The 18,201-nt window shown below is 33.7% G+C and carries 15 protein-coding genes; 11 read left to right on the forward strand and 4 right to left on the reverse strand.

What is annotated here, in order from left to right; all coding sequences use genetic code 11:
• The first annotated feature begins 47 nt into the window (after positions 1-47).
• The 5 genes from C8N37_RS00735 to C8N37_RS00755 all read left to right on the forward strand — a co-directional run bounded on the left by C8N37_RS00735 (position 48) and on the right by C8N37_RS00755 (position 6,128).
• Positions 48-2,495 carry a glutaminase family protein gene (locus C8N37_RS00735; protein ID WP_244914303.1) on the forward strand — a complete coding sequence of 816 codons (2,448 nt, stop codon included), beginning with the start codon at positions 48-50 and terminating at the stop codon, positions 2,493-2,495.
• 541 nt (positions 2,496-3,036) lie between these two features.
• Positions 3,037-3,747, forward strand: a complete 711-nt coding sequence (locus C8N37_RS00740) for a hypothetical protein (RefSeq protein WP_108157100.1) — start codon at positions 3,037-3,039, stop codon at positions 3,745-3,747.
• A gap of 127 nt (positions 3,748-3,874) precedes the next feature.
• The gene (locus tag C8N37_RS00745) at positions 3,875-4,207 is read left to right on the forward strand and encodes a hypothetical protein (RefSeq protein WP_146170963.1); all 333 of its coding nucleotides are present in this window, start codon (positions 3,875-3,877) and stop codon (positions 4,205-4,207) included.
• 3 nt (positions 4,208-4,210) lie between these two features.
• On the forward strand, positions 4,211-4,492 hold the full coding sequence (locus tag C8N37_RS00750; RefSeq protein ID WP_108157102.1) for a hypothetical protein: 282 nt from the start codon (positions 4,211-4,213) through the stop codon (positions 4,490-4,492).
• A gap of 4 nt (positions 4,493-4,496) precedes the next feature.
• Complete coding sequence (locus tag C8N37_RS00755) at positions 4,497-6,128, forward strand: PepSY-associated TM helix domain-containing protein (protein WP_108157103.1); 1,632 nt, start codon at positions 4,497-4,499, stop codon at positions 6,126-6,128.
• A 309-nt stretch (positions 6,129-6,437) separates the two neighbouring features.
• Here the strand turns inward: C8N37_RS00755 and C8N37_RS00760 are convergent, their stop codons facing one another.
• Positions 6,438-7,391, reverse strand: coding sequence for a helix-turn-helix transcriptional regulator (locus C8N37_RS00760; protein WP_108157104.1), 954 nt, complete (start codon positions 7,389-7,391; stop codon positions 6,438-6,440).
• Between the two features lie 442 nt (positions 7,392-7,833).
• On the opposite strand from C8N37_RS00760, the gene C8N37_RS00765 reads away from it, so the two are divergent.
• Positions 7,834-9,096, forward strand: coding sequence for an NAD(P)-binding domain-containing protein (locus tag C8N37_RS00765; RefSeq protein ID WP_108157105.1), 1,263 nt, complete (start codon positions 7,834-7,836; stop codon positions 9,094-9,096).
• A 37-nt stretch (positions 9,097-9,133) separates the two neighbouring features.
• On the opposite strand, the gene C8N37_RS00770 is transcribed toward C8N37_RS00765, so the two are convergent.
• A complete protein-coding gene (locus tag C8N37_RS00770; RefSeq protein ID WP_108157106.1) occupies positions 9,134-9,976 on the reverse strand; it encodes a GNAT family N-acetyltransferase in 843 nt (280 codons plus the stop codon).
• Between the two features lie 95 nt (positions 9,977-10,071).
• Positions 10,072-10,914: a helix-turn-helix domain-containing protein gene (locus C8N37_RS00775; RefSeq protein WP_108157107.1), complete on the reverse strand. Its 843-nt coding sequence runs from the start codon at positions 10,912-10,914 to the stop codon at positions 10,072-10,074.
• 223 nt (positions 10,915-11,137) lie between these two features.
• Here C8N37_RS00775 and map point away from each other — a divergent pair, with 223 nt between their 5' ends.
• On the forward strand, positions 11,138-11,944 hold the full coding sequence (gene map / locus C8N37_RS00780) for a type I methionyl aminopeptidase (RefSeq protein ID WP_108157108.1): 807 nt from the start codon (positions 11,138-11,140) through the stop codon (positions 11,942-11,944).
• A gap of 279 nt (positions 11,945-12,223) precedes the next feature.
• Here the strand turns inward: map and dxs are convergent, their stop codons facing one another.
• Positions 12,224-14,170 (reverse strand): 1-deoxy-D-xylulose-5-phosphate synthase, encoded by a 1,947-nt coding sequence (gene dxs, locus C8N37_RS00785; RefSeq protein ID WP_108157109.1) that lies wholly within the window; start codon positions 14,168-14,170, stop codon positions 12,224-12,226.
• 75 nt (positions 14,171-14,245) lie between these two features.
• Here dxs and C8N37_RS00790 point away from each other — a divergent pair, with 75 nt between their 5' ends.
• From C8N37_RS00790 to C8N37_RS00805, 4 genes are all read left to right on the forward strand, one after another.
• Complete coding sequence (locus C8N37_RS00790; protein WP_108157110.1) at positions 14,246-15,652, forward strand: aminotransferase-like domain-containing protein; 1,407 nt, start codon at positions 14,246-14,248, stop codon at positions 15,650-15,652.
• Between the two features lie 88 nt (positions 15,653-15,740).
• On the forward strand, positions 15,741-16,247 hold the full coding sequence (locus C8N37_RS00795) for an N-acetyltransferase (protein ID WP_108157111.1): 507 nt from the start codon (positions 15,741-15,743) through the stop codon (positions 16,245-16,247).
• A gap of 205 nt (positions 16,248-16,452) precedes the next feature.
• The gene (locus C8N37_RS00800; protein ID WP_108157112.1) at positions 16,453-16,791 is read left to right on the forward strand and encodes a YciI family protein; all 339 of its coding nucleotides are present in this window, start codon (positions 16,453-16,455) and stop codon (positions 16,789-16,791) included.
• On the forward strand, positions 16,784-18,040 hold the full coding sequence (locus tag C8N37_RS00805; protein ID WP_108157113.1) for an RNA polymerase sigma factor: 1,257 nt from the start codon (positions 16,784-16,786) through the stop codon (positions 18,038-18,040). The genes C8N37_RS00800 and C8N37_RS00805 overlap by 8 nt, the downstream gene beginning before the upstream one ends.
• The last annotated feature ends 161 nt before the right edge of the window (positions 18,041-18,201 follow it).

The raw sequence follows: 18,201 nt of genomic DNA on the forward strand, positions 1-18,201 counted from the left end.
AATCCTTTTTAATAAACCTAATTACTGTGATGAACGAATTAAAAAAAATGAATATTTGGTGTTTTTTGACCTTTTTTTTGACCATATGTCAAGTACAGGGGCAACATAGAAAAGCGCCTGCATATCCTCTAATTACGCACAACCCGAATTTTAGTATATGGTCAACTACTGATAATCTGCATGAATCAACGACTAAACATTGGACTGATGCCGATCATTCACTATTAGGATTAATCAATGTAGATGGTCAAATCTATCGTTTTTTAGGAAAGGAAGAACCAAATTATAAAACGATACTAAATGCGTCTGATACCAAGCCTTATGACGTGCAGTACACAGAAGTTAAACCTAGTGAAGATTGGATATTATCGGACTACAATACTAGTCATTGGAAGTCGGGAATGGCAGCGATTGGTGATGATGAAAAACATGTGAAGACGCTTTGGAAGACAGATGATATTTGGGTAAGACGTACATTTAATATTACTGATCCTTCCAGTATCAATGATCTCTACTTAAAAATAAATCATGATGACAATATCGAAGTATTTTTGAATGGGAAAAAGGTATATGAAAAAAACGGATGGACCAATAGTTTTCAATATCAGTCAATTAGAAAAGCTGATTTGAAAAAAGGACAAAATGTGCTTGCTATTCATGTATCAAATACTGCAGGTGGACGGTTTCTTGATTTCGGTTTGGTAGATAAGTTGAAAGAAAGCGGACCAAATGTGCAGATAGCGGTACAAAAAGATGTGGAGATTACTGCAACTCAAACCATCTATAACTTTATAGCAGGAAAGGTTAATCTTAAGCTTACTTTTACATCACCTTTGCTTATGGATGACCTGACATTATTGTCTAGACCAGTATCGTACATTACTTACAGTGTAAGGGCTAACGATGGTAAATCGCACGCTGTAGATGTGCTTCTAAGTGCTTCATCAAATATTGCTGTATATAAACCATCGCAGGAAGTAAGTGCTCAAAATTATAGTACAGACCACTTATCAATATTGAAAACAGGTACTTTAGAACAACCTGTTTTACAAAAGGGTGCGGATGATATGCGAATCGATTGGGGATATTTCTATGTAGCTGCATTAAAAAAAACAGGTGCAGTTCAATTTGTCACTCCTGTTGGTGCTGCAGTTGATGCTTTCAGAAGAGGATCTAAAGTTTCAACCGTATCAAATGGAACTTCACTAGCTTTGAATACGATCATACCCTTTGGTAGCGTGGGCAATACCGAAGTAAATCGTTTTGTTGAGTTGGGCTATGATGAAATATATGCTATCCAATATTTTAAAAATAATTTGAGACCTTGGTGGAATAATTCAGGTAAAGAAACGATAGAGGATCAGCTCAATAAAGCTGCTGTAGATTATCAATCTGTGATGGACAAATGTGCTGCGTTTGACAAACAAGTTTATGCAGATGCCATTAAATCCGGGGGAAAGGCCTATGCACATCTTAGTATCCTAGCTTATCGTCAAAGTATCGCAGCTCATACACTTGTTAAAAGTCCAACAAATGAACTTTTATGGCTTTCAAAAGAAAATAATAGCGGTGGTTTCATTAATACTGTGGATGTCACTTATCCATCAGCTCCGCTTTATTTAATCTATAATCCCGAATTGTTGAAGGGCATGTTGAATGGTATTTTCTACTTCAGCGAAAGTGGTCTATATCCGCATCCTTGGGCTGCCCATGACTTAGGGACCTATCCTTTGGCCAATGGTCAAACTTATGGAGAGCCCATGCCAGTAGAAGAATCTGGCAATATGATTATTTTGACAGCGGCTATTACTAAAGTGCAACAAGATGGTAGTTATGCTAAAAAGCATTGGAAAACGCTGACAACTTGGGTTAATTATCTTGTTCAGGAAGGATTTGATCCCAAAACCCAATTATGTACAGATGACTTTGCTGGGCATCTTGCTCGCAATGCTAACCTTTCTGTAAAAGCTATCGTAGGTATTGCCTGTTATGCACAAATGGCTGAAGTATTAGGAGAAATTGAGACCGCTAAAAAATATCGCAATATCGCCGAAAATATGGTTGTCAAATGGATTGATCTTGCGGATGCTGGAGACCATTATGCGCTTACTTTTGATAATAAGAATACTTGGAGTCAAAAATATAATTTAGTTTGGGATAAAGTGTTGGGATTAAACCTGTTTCCACAGCAAGTATATGATACTGAAATAAAATACTATTTAACTAAACAAAATAAATTTGGAATACCGTTAGATAGTAGAAAAGCTTATACAAAAAATGATTGGATTCTATGGACATCAGTTTTTGCGCCTAAACGTGAACAATTTGATGCTTTGATACAACCTGTTTATAGGCATGCTATTGAAACCGAATCACGGGTTCCACTCAATGATTTTTATGATTCCAATACAGGTATTCGTGAAAACTTCAAAGCTCGGAGTGTAGTAGGGGGATTTTATATGAAAATCTTAGCGGATAGGATTCAGAAAAAATAAAACTAGTTATATGATCTGAAAAAGGATCTTAGAATCTGAGTAAAGCTAAAACAATGATCGGGCAACAATTCCGAAATTGTTTTAGCTTATTTATTTTGTTGACAATTCTTCCTTTTTAGACTCGTTTAGAGTCATTCAAATTTTCCCACTTGAAATTCAAAATATCAAAATCCTCTTCATTTTAATAATTTTAGGACAAACCAGAGGGGCATAGCACATCTCATTCATAAGGGCGTTCTTCAAAATCTATTAGATTGATCTCAACTGTTCTTCTTTAAAAAAAATAAAAGAAAGTTTATAAGGTAATCGTTCATTATTGCTATAGATTATGCTTTAACATGTTAATATGATGAATTTATCTTTAATATTTAAAGAAATTAGTAATTATTTCATTACGATATATAAAACTTTAATCCGATTTCTTATTGATAACTCAAGATAAATTCATGAAAAATTAATGGTGTAGAAATATCAAAATTGGTTTGTATATTTTGGTATTGTTTGTATATTTGTTCACTATATTTAATTAATCTAAATAAGAATGAAATACATAAAACACTTATTAATCATAGTCATGATGCTATTTGTCAGTAATCAAATCGTACAGGCACATGCGATATGGATCGAAAGTAATCCCGTAGGTACCAAGAATCAATCGCATACCATCCGTATTTATTATGGAGAATATGCAAGTGGAGAAATTGAAAAAACGAAGGATTGGTATTCGGATTTAAGTCAATTGAAATTGAATTTGTTAGATTCAAAAAATAAGCAAGTTGAATTGCATTTGACGGATAAAGGAGCGTATCTGGAAAGTAGTTTTATTCCTGTTGAGGATGGGATTTATCAGGTTTTCATTTCTCATCCTGCAAAAGAATTAGGAGGAACTACACGTTATGAATTTATTGCACAGAACCGTATTCAGGTAGGCAAAACTGCAGCCTATTCTTCAATTCCTTTGGACACCCACTTCGTATTTGCTAATCAATTATTGAAAGTAAAAGATCAAGTAGAAATTCAATTGTTACGTGGAAATAACCCAGTAGAAAATGAAGAAATTTTATTGATGTCCCCAAGTGGTTGGAGTAAAACTTACAAAACAAATAATCTAGGTAAGATTCAAGTGGAGGTTATTTGGCCAGGTACTTATGTGATCGAACATAGTCACATGGCTGATCAGTCAGGAACTTGGAATAATAAATCTTACACTAAAAATTGGCAAGGACTAACCGCAAGTTTTCAAGTGAAGTAAGTTAGAACAGATGATGTGATAATTGCGCTACAGCAATAGAGATTTAAATCTTGTATGTTATGGTGGAGCTTATGAAAACGCTAATATGCCTATTCTATTTTTTCAATATTATTTATTTTATAAAATCATGATGAGTACTGTTTGCTTTATTTTATTTTTAGCTTTTATGTTATGGATGAATACCTCCAAACGCATTGCTTGGAAAGATAAATCTAAACTTTTGACCTATATGTCTGTGCGTGAAAAGCAGTCGCGCTTAATGGCAACAGCATTGTTTTCATTGGCTGTAATTATATCAATTTATACTGTAGGAATGGCCTGTGGGTTATTTGCCTTTATTGTTATTTTGATGTGCATGGGATGCCTAATTGTATTATTCTTTCCATTTTCTTATTTCGGAATTCGAACTGTTTTAGGTCTCTATTTATGTTCATTTCTAATTGAAATCCTTATTCATTAATATATGCCTGCTAATAAGAAATATTTAACAAAATCTCCATGGATAAGGCTTTGTAGAATTTTATTGGGAACCATTGGTGGTTATACGGTCATGCTCAGTTTTCACGTTTTGCTTACCGAATTTTTCCCCAAAGAGAATGTGATTGCTACAGCTTTTTTTACTGGATATTTGCTTTGGGCATTTTTATTGTTTTGGGCGTTTTTAGAGCCTAAGTTGCTTCGTTTAGTCCTCACGTACATCGGTCTTACTTTGCTGTTTTCTTTGCCTTACCTAATCAATCATTAACATTATGGATCAGAGAAAATACAATATTTATTTTCATACACACACGATCAGTGGTATTATCATTGCTGCATTGCTTTTTGTCATATTTTTTGCAGGTTCATTTTCATTTTTTAAAGATGATTTAACCGCATGGCAAAAGGGCAAATCTCATAGCCATGTACAATCTCAGGCCGATTTTAATTATGTGCTGGACTCGATGGGCACTAAACATCATTTGCTTGGTAGAAATTTTGACTTCTACGTATTGAGAAGTGGACAAGAAACTTATGTCAATATGAGTGTCTCTCAAGATACAACCATTAGTAAGCCACAAGTAAAAAGTGAAAAATCTAAAGGACGTCGCGGCAGAGGTTTGAAAAACGAAGATTCAGCATATTTTCTACACTCATTTGCTGATAAATCTCAAAGTTCGTATGAGGAAGGTTATAATATTGGTGAATTCTTGTATCGATTACATTTCTTGGCACAACTTAATCAAATTCCAATTCGATTGGGAACACCTTTTGGATATCTAATTGCTGGGATTGTTTCATTTTTATTTTTATTTGCTTTGATTACCGGGGTATTTTTGCATTGGGATAAAATCAAAAACAATTTCTTTCTATTTAGACCTTGGAGTAAGTGGAAAACTGTGTGGACTGATATGCATACCGTGCTTGGAGTCATAGGGTTTCCATTTCAACTCGTATTTGCTATTACAGGAATTATTCTTATTGTCAATTTTGCTCTTATTGGCCCTTTTAGTAAATTACTTTATAATGGTGATCAGGAAGAATTATACCAAGATTTGCAGTATAATCGTAAAATGGAAGTAACCTATAGTTATCAACCCTTGTCCCAGTCTTTTGATGTAAATGCGTTTGTCAACAACTGGATGAAAGAGTGGCCTGAATCAGATATTTCTAGACTCTATATACGTAATTATGGAGATAAAAGTATGCAGATTGCATTGGAAACAAAACCAAAGTCTAATGCCAATTTTGCGGGGTCTGGTTATGTTAGAATGCAAGTTCTTGATGGAAAGCAATTAGAAGTCAAATCTCCTAAAACGGATGCGACTTATGTGGATTGGGTGAAAAGTTTGGTTTATCACTTGCATTTTGGTGATTATGGCGGTCGTACGCTTCGTATCGTTTATTTTGTACTGGGCCTATTGGGCTGTGTTGTGATTATTTCAGGTATTATGATTTGGTTAGTTGCTAGGGAAAAACCCAATATTCCAAGTTATAAAAGAAAGTTTAATTTCTGGGCAGCAAATTTATTCGTATCGATTTCGCTAAGTATGCTTCCAGTCACTGCATTTACGCTGATTATGTTAAAATTCTCTCCAACTATTAACCAAAGTTTGATCTACAATCTTTATTTCTACAGTTGGCTAGTCATGACTATCTATTTATTGATTTTACGAAATCTGACCAAGGTAAATAAGCATACGCTCGTGTTATCAGCTATTTTAAGTCTAGGCGTTCCAATTGCAAATGGTCTAACGACAAAGTTGTGGCTATGGAATACGCTACAGGCAAAGTCTTATGATATTTTCTTCATTGATATGCTTTTTATGACGATTTCCTTATTAAGTGTATTCGCATTTTTCAAAGTAAAGAAACAAGGTAAAACTTTTAAAATATTGAAATAGCTCAAATCTAAATTGGAAATTATACGATTTTAATGATTGCTTTTAGCTTCATCTCTTATTCAGAGATGAAGCTTTTTATTATTGATTTAATATCAGCAGGTAGATCAATAGAAGCATAGAGATAATTACCTTTCCAAAGTAAAATTTTATAATTTAAATACTTTGGTTAATAATTTCAGATCAAATTTTTGGCTTTTCAGATTGTAGTTTATGACAATATGAATCTTCTTTGGTTAAGAGTGTATCACTAATTGATTTTTCTTCTTTACATAAACCTTTTATATATCTCGCTCAAAGCTATCATCATAATCACATTGAACTCGATGCTGAATCAAAACGATTTTTTAATTTCCCAGGAGAAACGCCAAATTTCTTTTTAAATGCTGAGATAAAATGTTGCGGATTTTTATAACCGATATAATCAGCCACTTCATTGACATATTTATCTTCTTCTAATAAGAGACGTCTGGCCTCTTCCATTTTCATTTCGGTAATGTAAACATGAATAGTAGTTCCAAAGAGCTCTTTAAAGCCCTGCATAAGCTTCCTTCTGTTCATGCCACTAAGTTGAGCCAATTTTGAAATGGTTAAAAATTCATTGATATGTTGCTCTATGATCTCCTTTGTTTCATATATACGATCTCGATCTCTCTGTCCATATGAAAAAGAGGTATGGTGTTTATGATCTATATTTTGTTGCATTTGCAATAGAAAAAGTTCGGTCATTTTTGCTTCCAAGAATAATGCTTTCATCTTTGTGCTATATGGATTATTTACTATTTGCGCAAGAATACCGTACATTGTCGGGGTAATGGCCATCGCATCTCCTCGGTACAAATTAGGGGTATGCTTCGTAAACTCATACATCAATTTTTCAAAATGGGATATACCGATTCTGATTTCAAAAAAACTACCATCTTTTACCGGACACATCAAGATCTCTTGTTTATTATCTTTTTGATAAGTAAGCATATTGTTTCCATGTGTTAAATCTATCGGTTTTCCTGAGCGTTGAATACAGCTTGCTCCACTGATTCTAAAATGCATCTCTAAGACTTCCTTTTCTATATCAATATGAATCTGTTCATTATGGTTTAAAGAATAACCGCATTGTATAAACTGTAACGAATCAAAAATGGTTTCATGAAATAGAAATACTCCTCCTGATTTTGTTTCGACCTGATTTTCTTTTTCTGAATAATGTGCAAAGTTTTCACTTTGTAAATTATGCCGGTGAATAATTGTCTTTTCCTGATTTTGCATTGTTACGTTACTTTTAATCACGATGGCGTTATCATCGCTACATATGGAATTATAACCTTTGTACAAAGCTAAACAATAAGTGTTTGAGAAGCGAGATGTTCATATTCAAAACTAATTAATAAGGATAAATATTTTTCTTAAGTCTACATAAGTATTAAAAGCAGAATATGTCAATAGTTAGTGAAACAGACACCTGAAATTTTCCTGAATGTATATGTTGCATTAAGCATACTTCAGCAAATCGGTTTTAGCGGATAGTAATATTTTGACAAAAGATATTTATAACACTATAGGAAATGATAGTATCGGAATTACAACTCAGAATATTTCAAAATTTGTTTGCAATGGCTCACTCGGATCTATGAATTGATCCTCGAAAATGCAAATTTTCCTATGGTATGCAAGTATAAAATAAAAATTGAATTTTATAGATAATTAAAAAATGGAAATATTTGATGTTATAATTATTGGTGCTGGACAGGCTGGACTTGCAACTAGTTTTTACTTAAAACAGCATAAAATCATACATGTTGTCTTAGAACAAGATCGTATTGGTTCTTCGTGGGAAAAACAGCGTTGGGATTCTTTTAAGATGAATACACCAAATTGGATGAATATGCTACCAGGTAGGGAGATTCATTCGCAAAAAAGGCATCATTTTATGGCCAAAGACGAATTTGTAGATTATTTGAAAACGTATGTTTTACAATTTGATTTACCGGTTTTAGAAAAGCATAAAGTAGTTGCTGTTGAAAAAGTATCCGAAATTTTTATGATAACGATCGATGAGGAAGGAATGCAACATAATATCTTGACAAAAACAATAGTTGTTGCATCAGGTATTATGAATAAGATTTTATTCCCAAATTTATCAGACTTGATTCCAAACCATATTTTGCAAGTCCATGCAGCCAATTATAAAAATCCTATGGAGCTACCGGAAGGAAATGTACTGATTATTGGGGGAGGGCAATCTGGCTGCCAACTAGCTCAAGAGTTAATCTTGGGCAATAGAAAAGTATATTTGGCTGGTAGCAAGGTGGCTAGAGCTCCTCGTCGTTACAGAGGTAAAGATATTATGGAGTGGATGGATCAGTTAGGAACAATGGATATATCGACCATAGAATTAGCAAATAACCCAAATTTGGATGCTACACAACCTCAGGTTTCTGGTGTGGGCTTGTTAGGACATACCATAAGTTATCAATCTTTGCATCAGATGGGGGTGACTATTCTAGGAGGATTAAAAGGTGCTGATCATGAAAATTTATATTTTGAAGATAACTGTAAAGAGCATATTCGCTATGCAGATGAGACTTCAGATGCGATTAAGAAAAATGTTGATCAATATCTTAAGAAATATCCTGAGATCGCTGTCTCAAATACTGATGAAGATCCTTCAGATGTTCCTGATCATGCTTATCGATCAGTGTCAGATCTTAAAGTGATTAATTTCAATGACTTTGCAATAACCACAGTACTTTGGGCTACAGGATTTGGATATGATTTTAGTTATTTGAACAGTTCTTTGCTTGATAAAATTGGAAAACCTAAACACCTCGAAGGTAAAATGATGATAGAAGGGCTTTATTGTATAGGTTTTCCTTGGCTAAGGAAGAAAAAATCAGGGTTAGTGTATGGCGTAAATGAGGATGCTAAAATAATTGTAGAAAATATTTTACATCAGCTTCAAAATTTGAGCTAATGTTTACCTGTTTTTTATGCAATCTTACTTTAAATCTTTAAAGAAGTTTTTTCATCTCAAACTGAGCTAAATAATTGACAAGTCCTAGTTGTTTAAAAAATGATATGGCTTCTAAAGAGATATGATCTACGTTTAATACATATATTTCTTTAGAATTGATCTGCTGAGTCATCGTCTGTACAAGTTGTGTAGCTATACCTTTCCGTCTATGTACTGAAGAGATTGCGATTTGTTGTATTTTTTTTGAGTTAGCATTATAGATGAGATAACCAATTAATTTTTCGTCTATAAAAGCACCTAATATCGTGAGATGTGGTCTAGCTTTTTCTAAAGTTGTTATAGCATTTTGCCAAGAAGGTTTTATTGTCCAAAAACAAACAAGTTGATCCCATTCAAAATCCTGTAATTCTCTAATTGTAGATGTACAGGATTTTTTAGCCGTTTCCACAGATCCTTTAAAACAATCTAATGTTCTATTAACTTGATAACCTATTTTTTCATACGCTCGTATCGCGGCATTGTTACCTATTATTACTTCCAAAAGCATCTGTTCTACTGCAAGTGTTTTCAATTTTGGTAATAAATAATGGTACATTTTACCGACTAAACCCCGACTGCGAAATGCTGGAATAATACCCGTCGCAGCATTATAAGCTGATAATTTTCCATCAACAATATTTAATGCATGAAGCATAAAACCAACTAACTGACCAGATGAAAAAACTCCAACTGATAAGTCCAAGTGTATATTCTCGGTAACAATTTTATACTCTAATTGCTCGATATTAAGGTGTAAGGGCACTATATAATCTGAAAATGATGCATTTAAAACATCTGCTATATCTGCAATTGTACAATTTTCTAAAGTGGCAATCTCCATTATATATTAATCTTTAAATTAGTAGTAATCAGTCACGATTTACTAAGTTAGAATATTTCATGGCAGTTCGTGACTTTTCTCGGTTGTTTATTTTCTTATTTCCAATTATACTTTGTCGGAGAGACACCTATAATTTGTTTGAATTCTTTAAGAAAATGATTGTAGTCATAGTATCCAGAAGTAAAAGTATGTGATAATACATCCTGTGACTTATTGTTTTGACACTTACTGTACATAAATATAAATCGTTGTAAAGAAATATATTTTTTAGGTGAAATTCCTAAATACTTAATAAAACTCCTTTGCAACCATTTCCGGTTTACTTTATCCCCAAGTTCAAGAATTAAATCTGATACTGTAATATTACCTTTTTTGTTATCAATTTTTTCTAATGCAGATTGTAAGAGATAAGGATGATTTTCTGCTATTTTGTAGGTGCTAAAGATGAATTTTAATAGTTGCATTTGCTCAGCAACTGTTTCTTTTTGATATAATTGATTGAGAATTTCTGTCCAGTTTTTGTTCATGATATCACTAAAACTACAGAAAGGTTTTTTTAGAAAAAAATGGGGCTCTATATCAAAAATTTTATAAAAAGAAGCCGGTTTAAAACGTATTACAATCATATGGGATAAATCGGCTGGTAATTGCCAATGCGTATTCTGTATAATACCACAGCACACCCACGCTGCATTCAGCTTAATAAGCTCTTCGGCATTTTTAAGGTGAACAACATCAGTTTTTTTTGGTAGAAAAATTAAACAAGGATTTCCATCATTAAATAAGGGTTGACTTGGTTGTATATCTATACATGAAAATACATAAGCCCCAAGGATATGTTCAGATTTAAAAAACAAATCGGACATGCTTAAAGTGTCTAATAATTCGGGATTAAGAGACTCTGATAATTTAATATTTCCTAAAAAATTGATGGGCATAGTTTTACAAAATTACTTAAATATTTGTCAATATTAATACAAAATAATTGTCCAATTTTTACTTTTTGACTATAAAATATTACCGTATTTTTGTTTAAAATGATTTCAAAATCAATTGGTTATGCAATTTGAAGTATGGTATGTAGCTTATCTCCATATTAAAGAAAATCGTTCCATATTTTAAGACCACTGACATTACGGAAAAATTAAAGAAATATTTAAAATGAACCCTATCACCTATAAAACAGAAGAAGAAATAGCATTAATGACCATTAGTACCAGATTGACTAGTGAAACATTAGCAGCCATAGCAACTATGATTAAACCTGGTATAACAACTGTTGAGATCGATAAATTTGCCAATGAATTTATACGGGATCATGGAGCATTACCTTCTTTTTATCAATTCGGTGGGTTTCCATACCATATCTGCACTTCTGTAAATGATGCTATTGTGCATGGTATGCCAAATCATCAAATTTTAAAAGAAGGAGATATTGTTTCTGTTGATGCAGGGGCGTATAAAAATGGATTTCATGGTGATCAAGCGTATACTTTTATCCTTGGAGAAGTAAATCAGGACGTAATGCAATTGGTGAAAATTACTAAGGAATCCTTGTTAAAGGGTATTGAACAAGCTGTGCATGGAAATCGAGTGGGAGATATTGGCTATGCGATCGAATCGCATATTGCTCCATATGGATATGGAATAGTCAGGGAATTGGTAGGTCACGGTTTAGGGCGTGACTTGCACGAAGGTCCAGATATTCCTAATTACGGCCAGCGTGGCAAAGGCAAGGTCTTGAAAGAAAATTTAGTGATTGCTATCGAACCTATGGTCAATTTGGGTACACATGACAATCATAGGGCAGAAGATGGATGGACGATCCGAACAAATGATGGAAAACCTGCTGTCCATTTTGAACAAGATGTATGTATCAAAAGAAATGCTCCCTTGATGCTAACAGATATTAAAATTATTGAAGAAGCTGAAAAATCAAATTGTAACTTAAATTCTTCTTATTACTAGTCCATATCGTTTTTTATTATCCAAGTGATATCTATATCACTCGTGTGGATTATTTTTAAAAAAAGAGTTTCTTTTTGATTGTGATTTGCTTCGCATAAATTAGATTTTAGTTAAAACATACATTTTAATAATCTGTTTTTCACAATCGTATGTATATAGAGTTTATATATCTAATATTACCCTGCATAAGAATTGTGAAAGAAATGAATAAGATTAAACCCGTTCATATCGGTTTAATCTTATTAAATAATATCCACCAAACACAATTGTAACAACGCTCTATCTTTCTTTGCGGTTGGTTTTTAAGTTATCCCTATCACTATTACTGTTTTGGATAGTAGTGGAGTAAAGAGATGATACAAGTTTTACAATAGCCTTGTGATCATATCCATATAATCTATGAAGTTGTTCTTGCGTACCCTGTATTGCAAATTTATCGGGTAAACCTAATCGTTTTAAGGTTACATTATAGCAGTTTTCTATCATAAATTCCATTATTGCGGATCCTACACCGCCGGATATAGAGCCGTCTTCAACAGTAATTACTGTTGAAAATTGGCTGAATACTTCATGAAGAAGATCCTCGTCAAGAGGTTTAAAAAACCGTAAGTCGTAATGCGCTATATCGATCTGTTCTAACACCAATTCTTGACAAGCTGCTATTACATATTGACCTACGGGGCCAAGTGAAAGTATAGCAATATGTTTTCCAGACTTAATTCTTCTACCTTTCCCGATTGCCAACTTCTTAAAATTACTTGTTGGATTTCCAGATCCTGAACTTTTTGGATAACGAATAGCGAGAGGTCCTTTTATCGTATTAGACTGTGCTGTAAATAGTAGATTTCTGAAATCTTCAAGATCCATGGGTGACGCTCCTGTTATGTTTGGTATACAACGAAGAAAACAAATGTCGAATGCACCATGATGTGTCGGCCCATCTGCACCAACTACTCCTGCTCGGTCTATACAGAAGATGACAGGTAGGTTTTGTAAGGCGACATCATGGATAATCTGATCGTATGCGCGTTGTAGAAATGTGGAGTATATGGTACAAAATGGCAGCATGTTGTCAGCAGCAAGTCCTGCCGAAAAAGTGACAGCATGCTGTTCGCTGATACCAACGTCAAAAACACGCTCAGGCATTTCGATTTTCATTTTATTTAATGCACTACCCGAAAGCATAGCCGGCGTGATCGCCATGATACGCGGATTATCTTTTGCAAGTGCGATTAACGTATCACCAAATACTTCCTGATAGGTTGTATTAGGGCCTTTAGTACTGCTTTTATTTATTTTTGCTCCTGTATATTTGTCGAAAGCGCCAGGTGCATGCCATTTAGATTGGTCATTCATTGCAGGTGCAAACCCCTTTCCTTTGACTGTAATACAGTGCAATAATTTCGGACCAGTTATATTTTTGAGCCGTTCAAATGAGTTAATCAGTTTTTTTAGATCATGTCCATCAACAGGTCCAAAATAACGAATACCTAATGTTTCAAATAGATTGCTATAACGCATTGCTCCAGTTTTAATCGATTTTTCTAATTTTCGAATGGTGCTAATAGCCCATTTTTGAGATGGATTTGCTGCTGAAAGGAGAGTTTTTAGGTATAACCTTAAATTGTTATAATGCTTTTCGCTCGTTAAATCTGTGAGGTAGTTTTGTAGTGCTCCGGTATTGTTATCAATGGACATATTATTGTCGTTTAATATTATAAGCATATTGGGTTGCTCATAACCAGCATTATTCATCGCTTCAAAGGCTAATCCTGCAGTCATTGCACCATCTCCAATAACGGCGATATGTTGACGATTGTTTTCTCCTCGGTATCTTGCAGCGATAGCCATCCCAAGGATTGCTGAAATAGAAGTAGAGGAATGTCCTGTTCCGAATGCATCAAATTCGCTTTCATCTATGTTTGGAAAACCGCTGATACCTCCTAACATTCTATTGCTATAAAATTTTTTTCTTCTTCCAGTAAGTAATTTATGAGGATAGGCCTGATGTCCAACGTCCCAGATCAACTTATCTACAGGTGTATTAAATATATAGTGTAACGCAACGGTGATTTCGACAACTCCTAGACTAGAACTAAAATGCCCACCATTTTCTGAAACATGATCGATAAGGAAAGCTCGTAAATCTTCACAAACTTGCTCTAGAGATGGGATTGATAAATTTCGTAGATCGACTGGACTATTGATGAGATGATTTTGTTGCATGTACTTTTTTTCTCAAAGGTAATTACTTAGATTTGCGATACAGATGCAGAATGTGTAAATACTAACAGTACAGATATGAAGGCGTATAAATTTGAACTATTTACCAATACTATTGAAAAGAATATAAGAACTGGTATTTTTAAACCGGGCCATAAATTACCTTCTGTACGCGAATTAAAAGAAGAATATAGATTAAGTATTAGTACTATACAACATGGATATGAGTATTTGATGATCCATGGTTTGGTAGAAAGTGTTCCAAAATCAGGTTATTACGTTTGTTACCGCCCTGAATCTTTTAAAAAGGAATTAAAATCCAATCTTATTCCAACTGTAAGAGATGCTATATTTAGTAATCATCTTCAGCTGACAACCTCATTACGTTCTGGTAGTAAATTTTCAGAATTTAATGTAGCCGCCCCAGGCGACTTATTGATCCCACAGAAGTTAGTTTTACGGACCATGCAGCAGGTGGTGAGAGAGCAGGGGGCAGGCTTACTACGCTATTATCCATCAAATGGTTCACTCCAATTAAAGGAAAATATCATTAAACGTGCGGCTGCACATCGTAGCGTTATCCATATAGATGAATTATTGGTTACAGACGGCGCCCTACAAGCCCTTTATATAGCTTTAGCTTCTACATGTACGGCTGGAGATATCGTAGCAGTAGAAAGTCCCTGTGTATTCTCGATATTGGAGGTCATACGAGTTTTAAATTTGAAAGTCATCGAAGTTCCAATAGATCCTGATATCGGTTTTGATATTGACTTTTTTAGAAATGCCTGTCATCACAATAAGATCAAAGCCGCAATCTTAACACCTAATTTTCATAATCCAACTGGAATATTAATGTCTGATGAACATAAATTGGCTTTGGTGACTATAGCTTATCAATATCATATAGCGCTTATCGAAAATGATATTTATGGTGATTTAAATTTCCACGGCACACGACCTACAACATTAAGAAGTTTCGATGAAAGCGGTGTGGTCCTTACTTATTCATCTTATGCGAAAACGTTAGCTCCAGGAATACGACTTGGCTGGTTAGCAGCAGGTAAATTTATGGAACGAGCAGAACAGATTAAATTCTCCTTGGGTAGTACCGTTTCACCAATTTATCAAGAAACGGTCAATAAGCTGTTAACTGGCAGCAGTTATGACCGTCATATTCGAACATTTAAGGCACAGCTTGCCAAGAATGCCTATTTTACAGTTAATTTGATTTCGGATAATTTTCCTCAAAAAACAGCTGTTTTAATGCCTTCTGGCGGTTACAATATTTGGGTTAAGATGCCTGATCATACAGATATGCACTATTTTTATAGACAATGTGAGCAGATTGGAGTTCGATTTACCCCAGGCTTCACTTTTTCTTTTTCAGGTGCTTTTGATCACTATTTTCGAGTGGTGTTTGCTGATAAATTTTCTGATAGAAAAATTGAAGGAATTAAACTTGCCGGACAGCTATTTAAGTAATTTCTGTACTGGTGTATGTTTCATAAGCTGTAAGGGTTATTGTTTGTAAAGACCCCTAGTTTTGTAGGTGTACATTTAACTTAGTAATATGAACATAATAGCAAAATTTACAGTAGCAACAGAGCAAAGTTTAGACATTCTTGTCAAATTAACACGTCAACTAGCAATAGAAAAGTTTTCCATGCTCCTTGATCCACAAGTCATGGAGAATTATATAACCCAATATTTTAATGCAAAAGCTTTGGTCGTTGAACTGAATAGCATGTCAAATCAATGGCTAGTGGTATATGTGGATGATCAACCGGTGGGCTATGCCCAAATTACTTCAAAAGGCCAGAGAACCTCTTATTTAGAAGAAAAAAGAGCTATTCGTATTGCCAATTTTGGAATATTAAAACAATATAATTTACCTGCAGTTTGCGACGTATTATTTCAAAAGTGTTTAAGTGTTTGCAAATCATATGAAGTAATCTGGATTCATGAATATATTCAAAGTCCGTGGATTGAACTTTTTGAAAATAATGGATTTTCGAGAAAAAAGGAAACCTATCAACTTGATGAATTGCCCTTGACTTCGCTTTATTTAATGACATAGGGCACTTATCAAGTTTCTATGATCTGATACAAAAATAAAAGTAGGATAGTGTTCCGTTTTTTGCTAGATTATATGACTATTAGATCGTTATTGTCTATGGTATAAAATTTTGCAGAAATATTTTTTTTTAAAAAATGTCCCGAATTGTTAATCTAATTTGTCATTAGGATAAATAGTTTATTTATTAACCTTTAAAAAATCAAAAATGAAAGAATTCCTAATGCTAATCCGTGAGTCTGCTGATTATGGAAATTTATCTGTAGAAGATATGCAAGTTGATATTCAGGCGCATATCAATTGGGTTGAAGAATTGGTCGCAAATGGACATTTTTTAGAAGGAAATCCATTAGAAGCTACTGGTGTTACTTTAAAGCTAAATGTCATTTCAGACGGTCCATATATGGAAACTAAAGAATGTGTAAGTGGCTATTACAAATTATTAGCAAACAGTTTATCAGAAGTAACTGAATTAGTAAAAAGTTGTCCAGATCTTAAGAATGGTGCAACATTAGAATTAAGAGAGATTATCAATACTGATGAATAATAGCGATCATAAGACAATTTACAAATTTGCAGATCATCTTTTCAGGGAATCCCATGGAAAGATGATTGCATTGTTGTCTGTGAAATTTGGTTATCAACAAATCGATAATATCGTTGATGCGGTACAAGAGGCTTTTGAAGTCGCATTAAATGAATGGAAATACAAAGGAATTCCAAATAATAGTTTTGCATGGTTGATTCAAGTCTCTAAAAACAAATTAATTAATAAAATCAAACGAGATGCTGTTGGTAATCAAATTATACTTCAATTTGATACTGAAGATCTACAGTTAGATCCAGATGAAGCAGAAGATAGTCTGATTAGACTTTTAGTTTACTTTTCTAAGATTAATCTATCTGATAGAAATAAGTTAATCATTGCATTGTTTTATTTATGTGGATTTGGGTATGTGGAAATCTCTCATGCATTGATGCTATCAATTGAAGCCATAAAAAAGATAATAGGTCGTAGTAAGAGCCTGATTAAGGATTTTGCTGTTCAATATGAAGATTATGACCTGAAAGTTTTGCAAAATGAAATGCCTTATTTGCTTCATGTCTTATACCTGATGTTTAATGAGGGGTTTAAATCATCCCGAAAAAATGGCTCCATACATCATGACCTTTGTTTTGAATCCATTCGATTAGCAATTTTGCTTAAAAACTATCAACAAGAAAGTTGCGAATTAAATGCGATTATAGCTTTATTTTTCTTTCATGTAGCTCGATTTCCAGCAAGGATGCATAATGACATTTGGATATCTATGGAGCATCAAGATCGAACATTATGGGATAAAAATTTAATTGCAGAAGGTTTTGCTTATTTGAATCGAATAGATCTAAAAAAGAACAAACTAAATAAATATTATTTAGAAGCACTGATTGCCTCCGTACATTTATCTGCAGTTAATTATAAAAAAACAAATTGGCAATTGCTTTCAAAACTATATACACAATTGACATTATTAGAGCCCACAATAGCGGTTCAAATCAACAAAATCATTGTTGAAAGCAATTATTTACCTATAGCAGGGTTAATAGAAAAAATAAATAATTTTGAACCTGATCTAAACGAGTTCCTCAAATTTCCCTTTTACACAACATTGGCTCATCTTTATGAAAAAAATAAGATGAACCAATTGGCTTCAAAATATTATTTACGCGCTTTGTTACATACCAAAAATCATTTTGATAGAGATTATATTCAGCAAAAAATAGCTCAGATAGGCCAGTCGCAGGGTATAATTTGAAAATATCCGTTTTTAAGTTAAGCTTGAAAAATCCAATAAACGAAAAAAACCAACTAGGCAGTTGGGTTTATTTTTTGATTGCAGAGAGGGCGGGACTATTTCATGATCCCTAATGTAGAAGGTTCATCTAGCGGTTCATTCTAGCGAGACCCTAGCAAACC

This window comes from Sphingobacterium faecium (assembly GCF_003054045.1).
In the GTDB taxonomy this organism is placed as follows: Bacteria; Bacteroidota; Bacteroidia; order Sphingobacteriales; family Sphingobacteriaceae; genus Sphingobacterium; species Sphingobacterium faecium.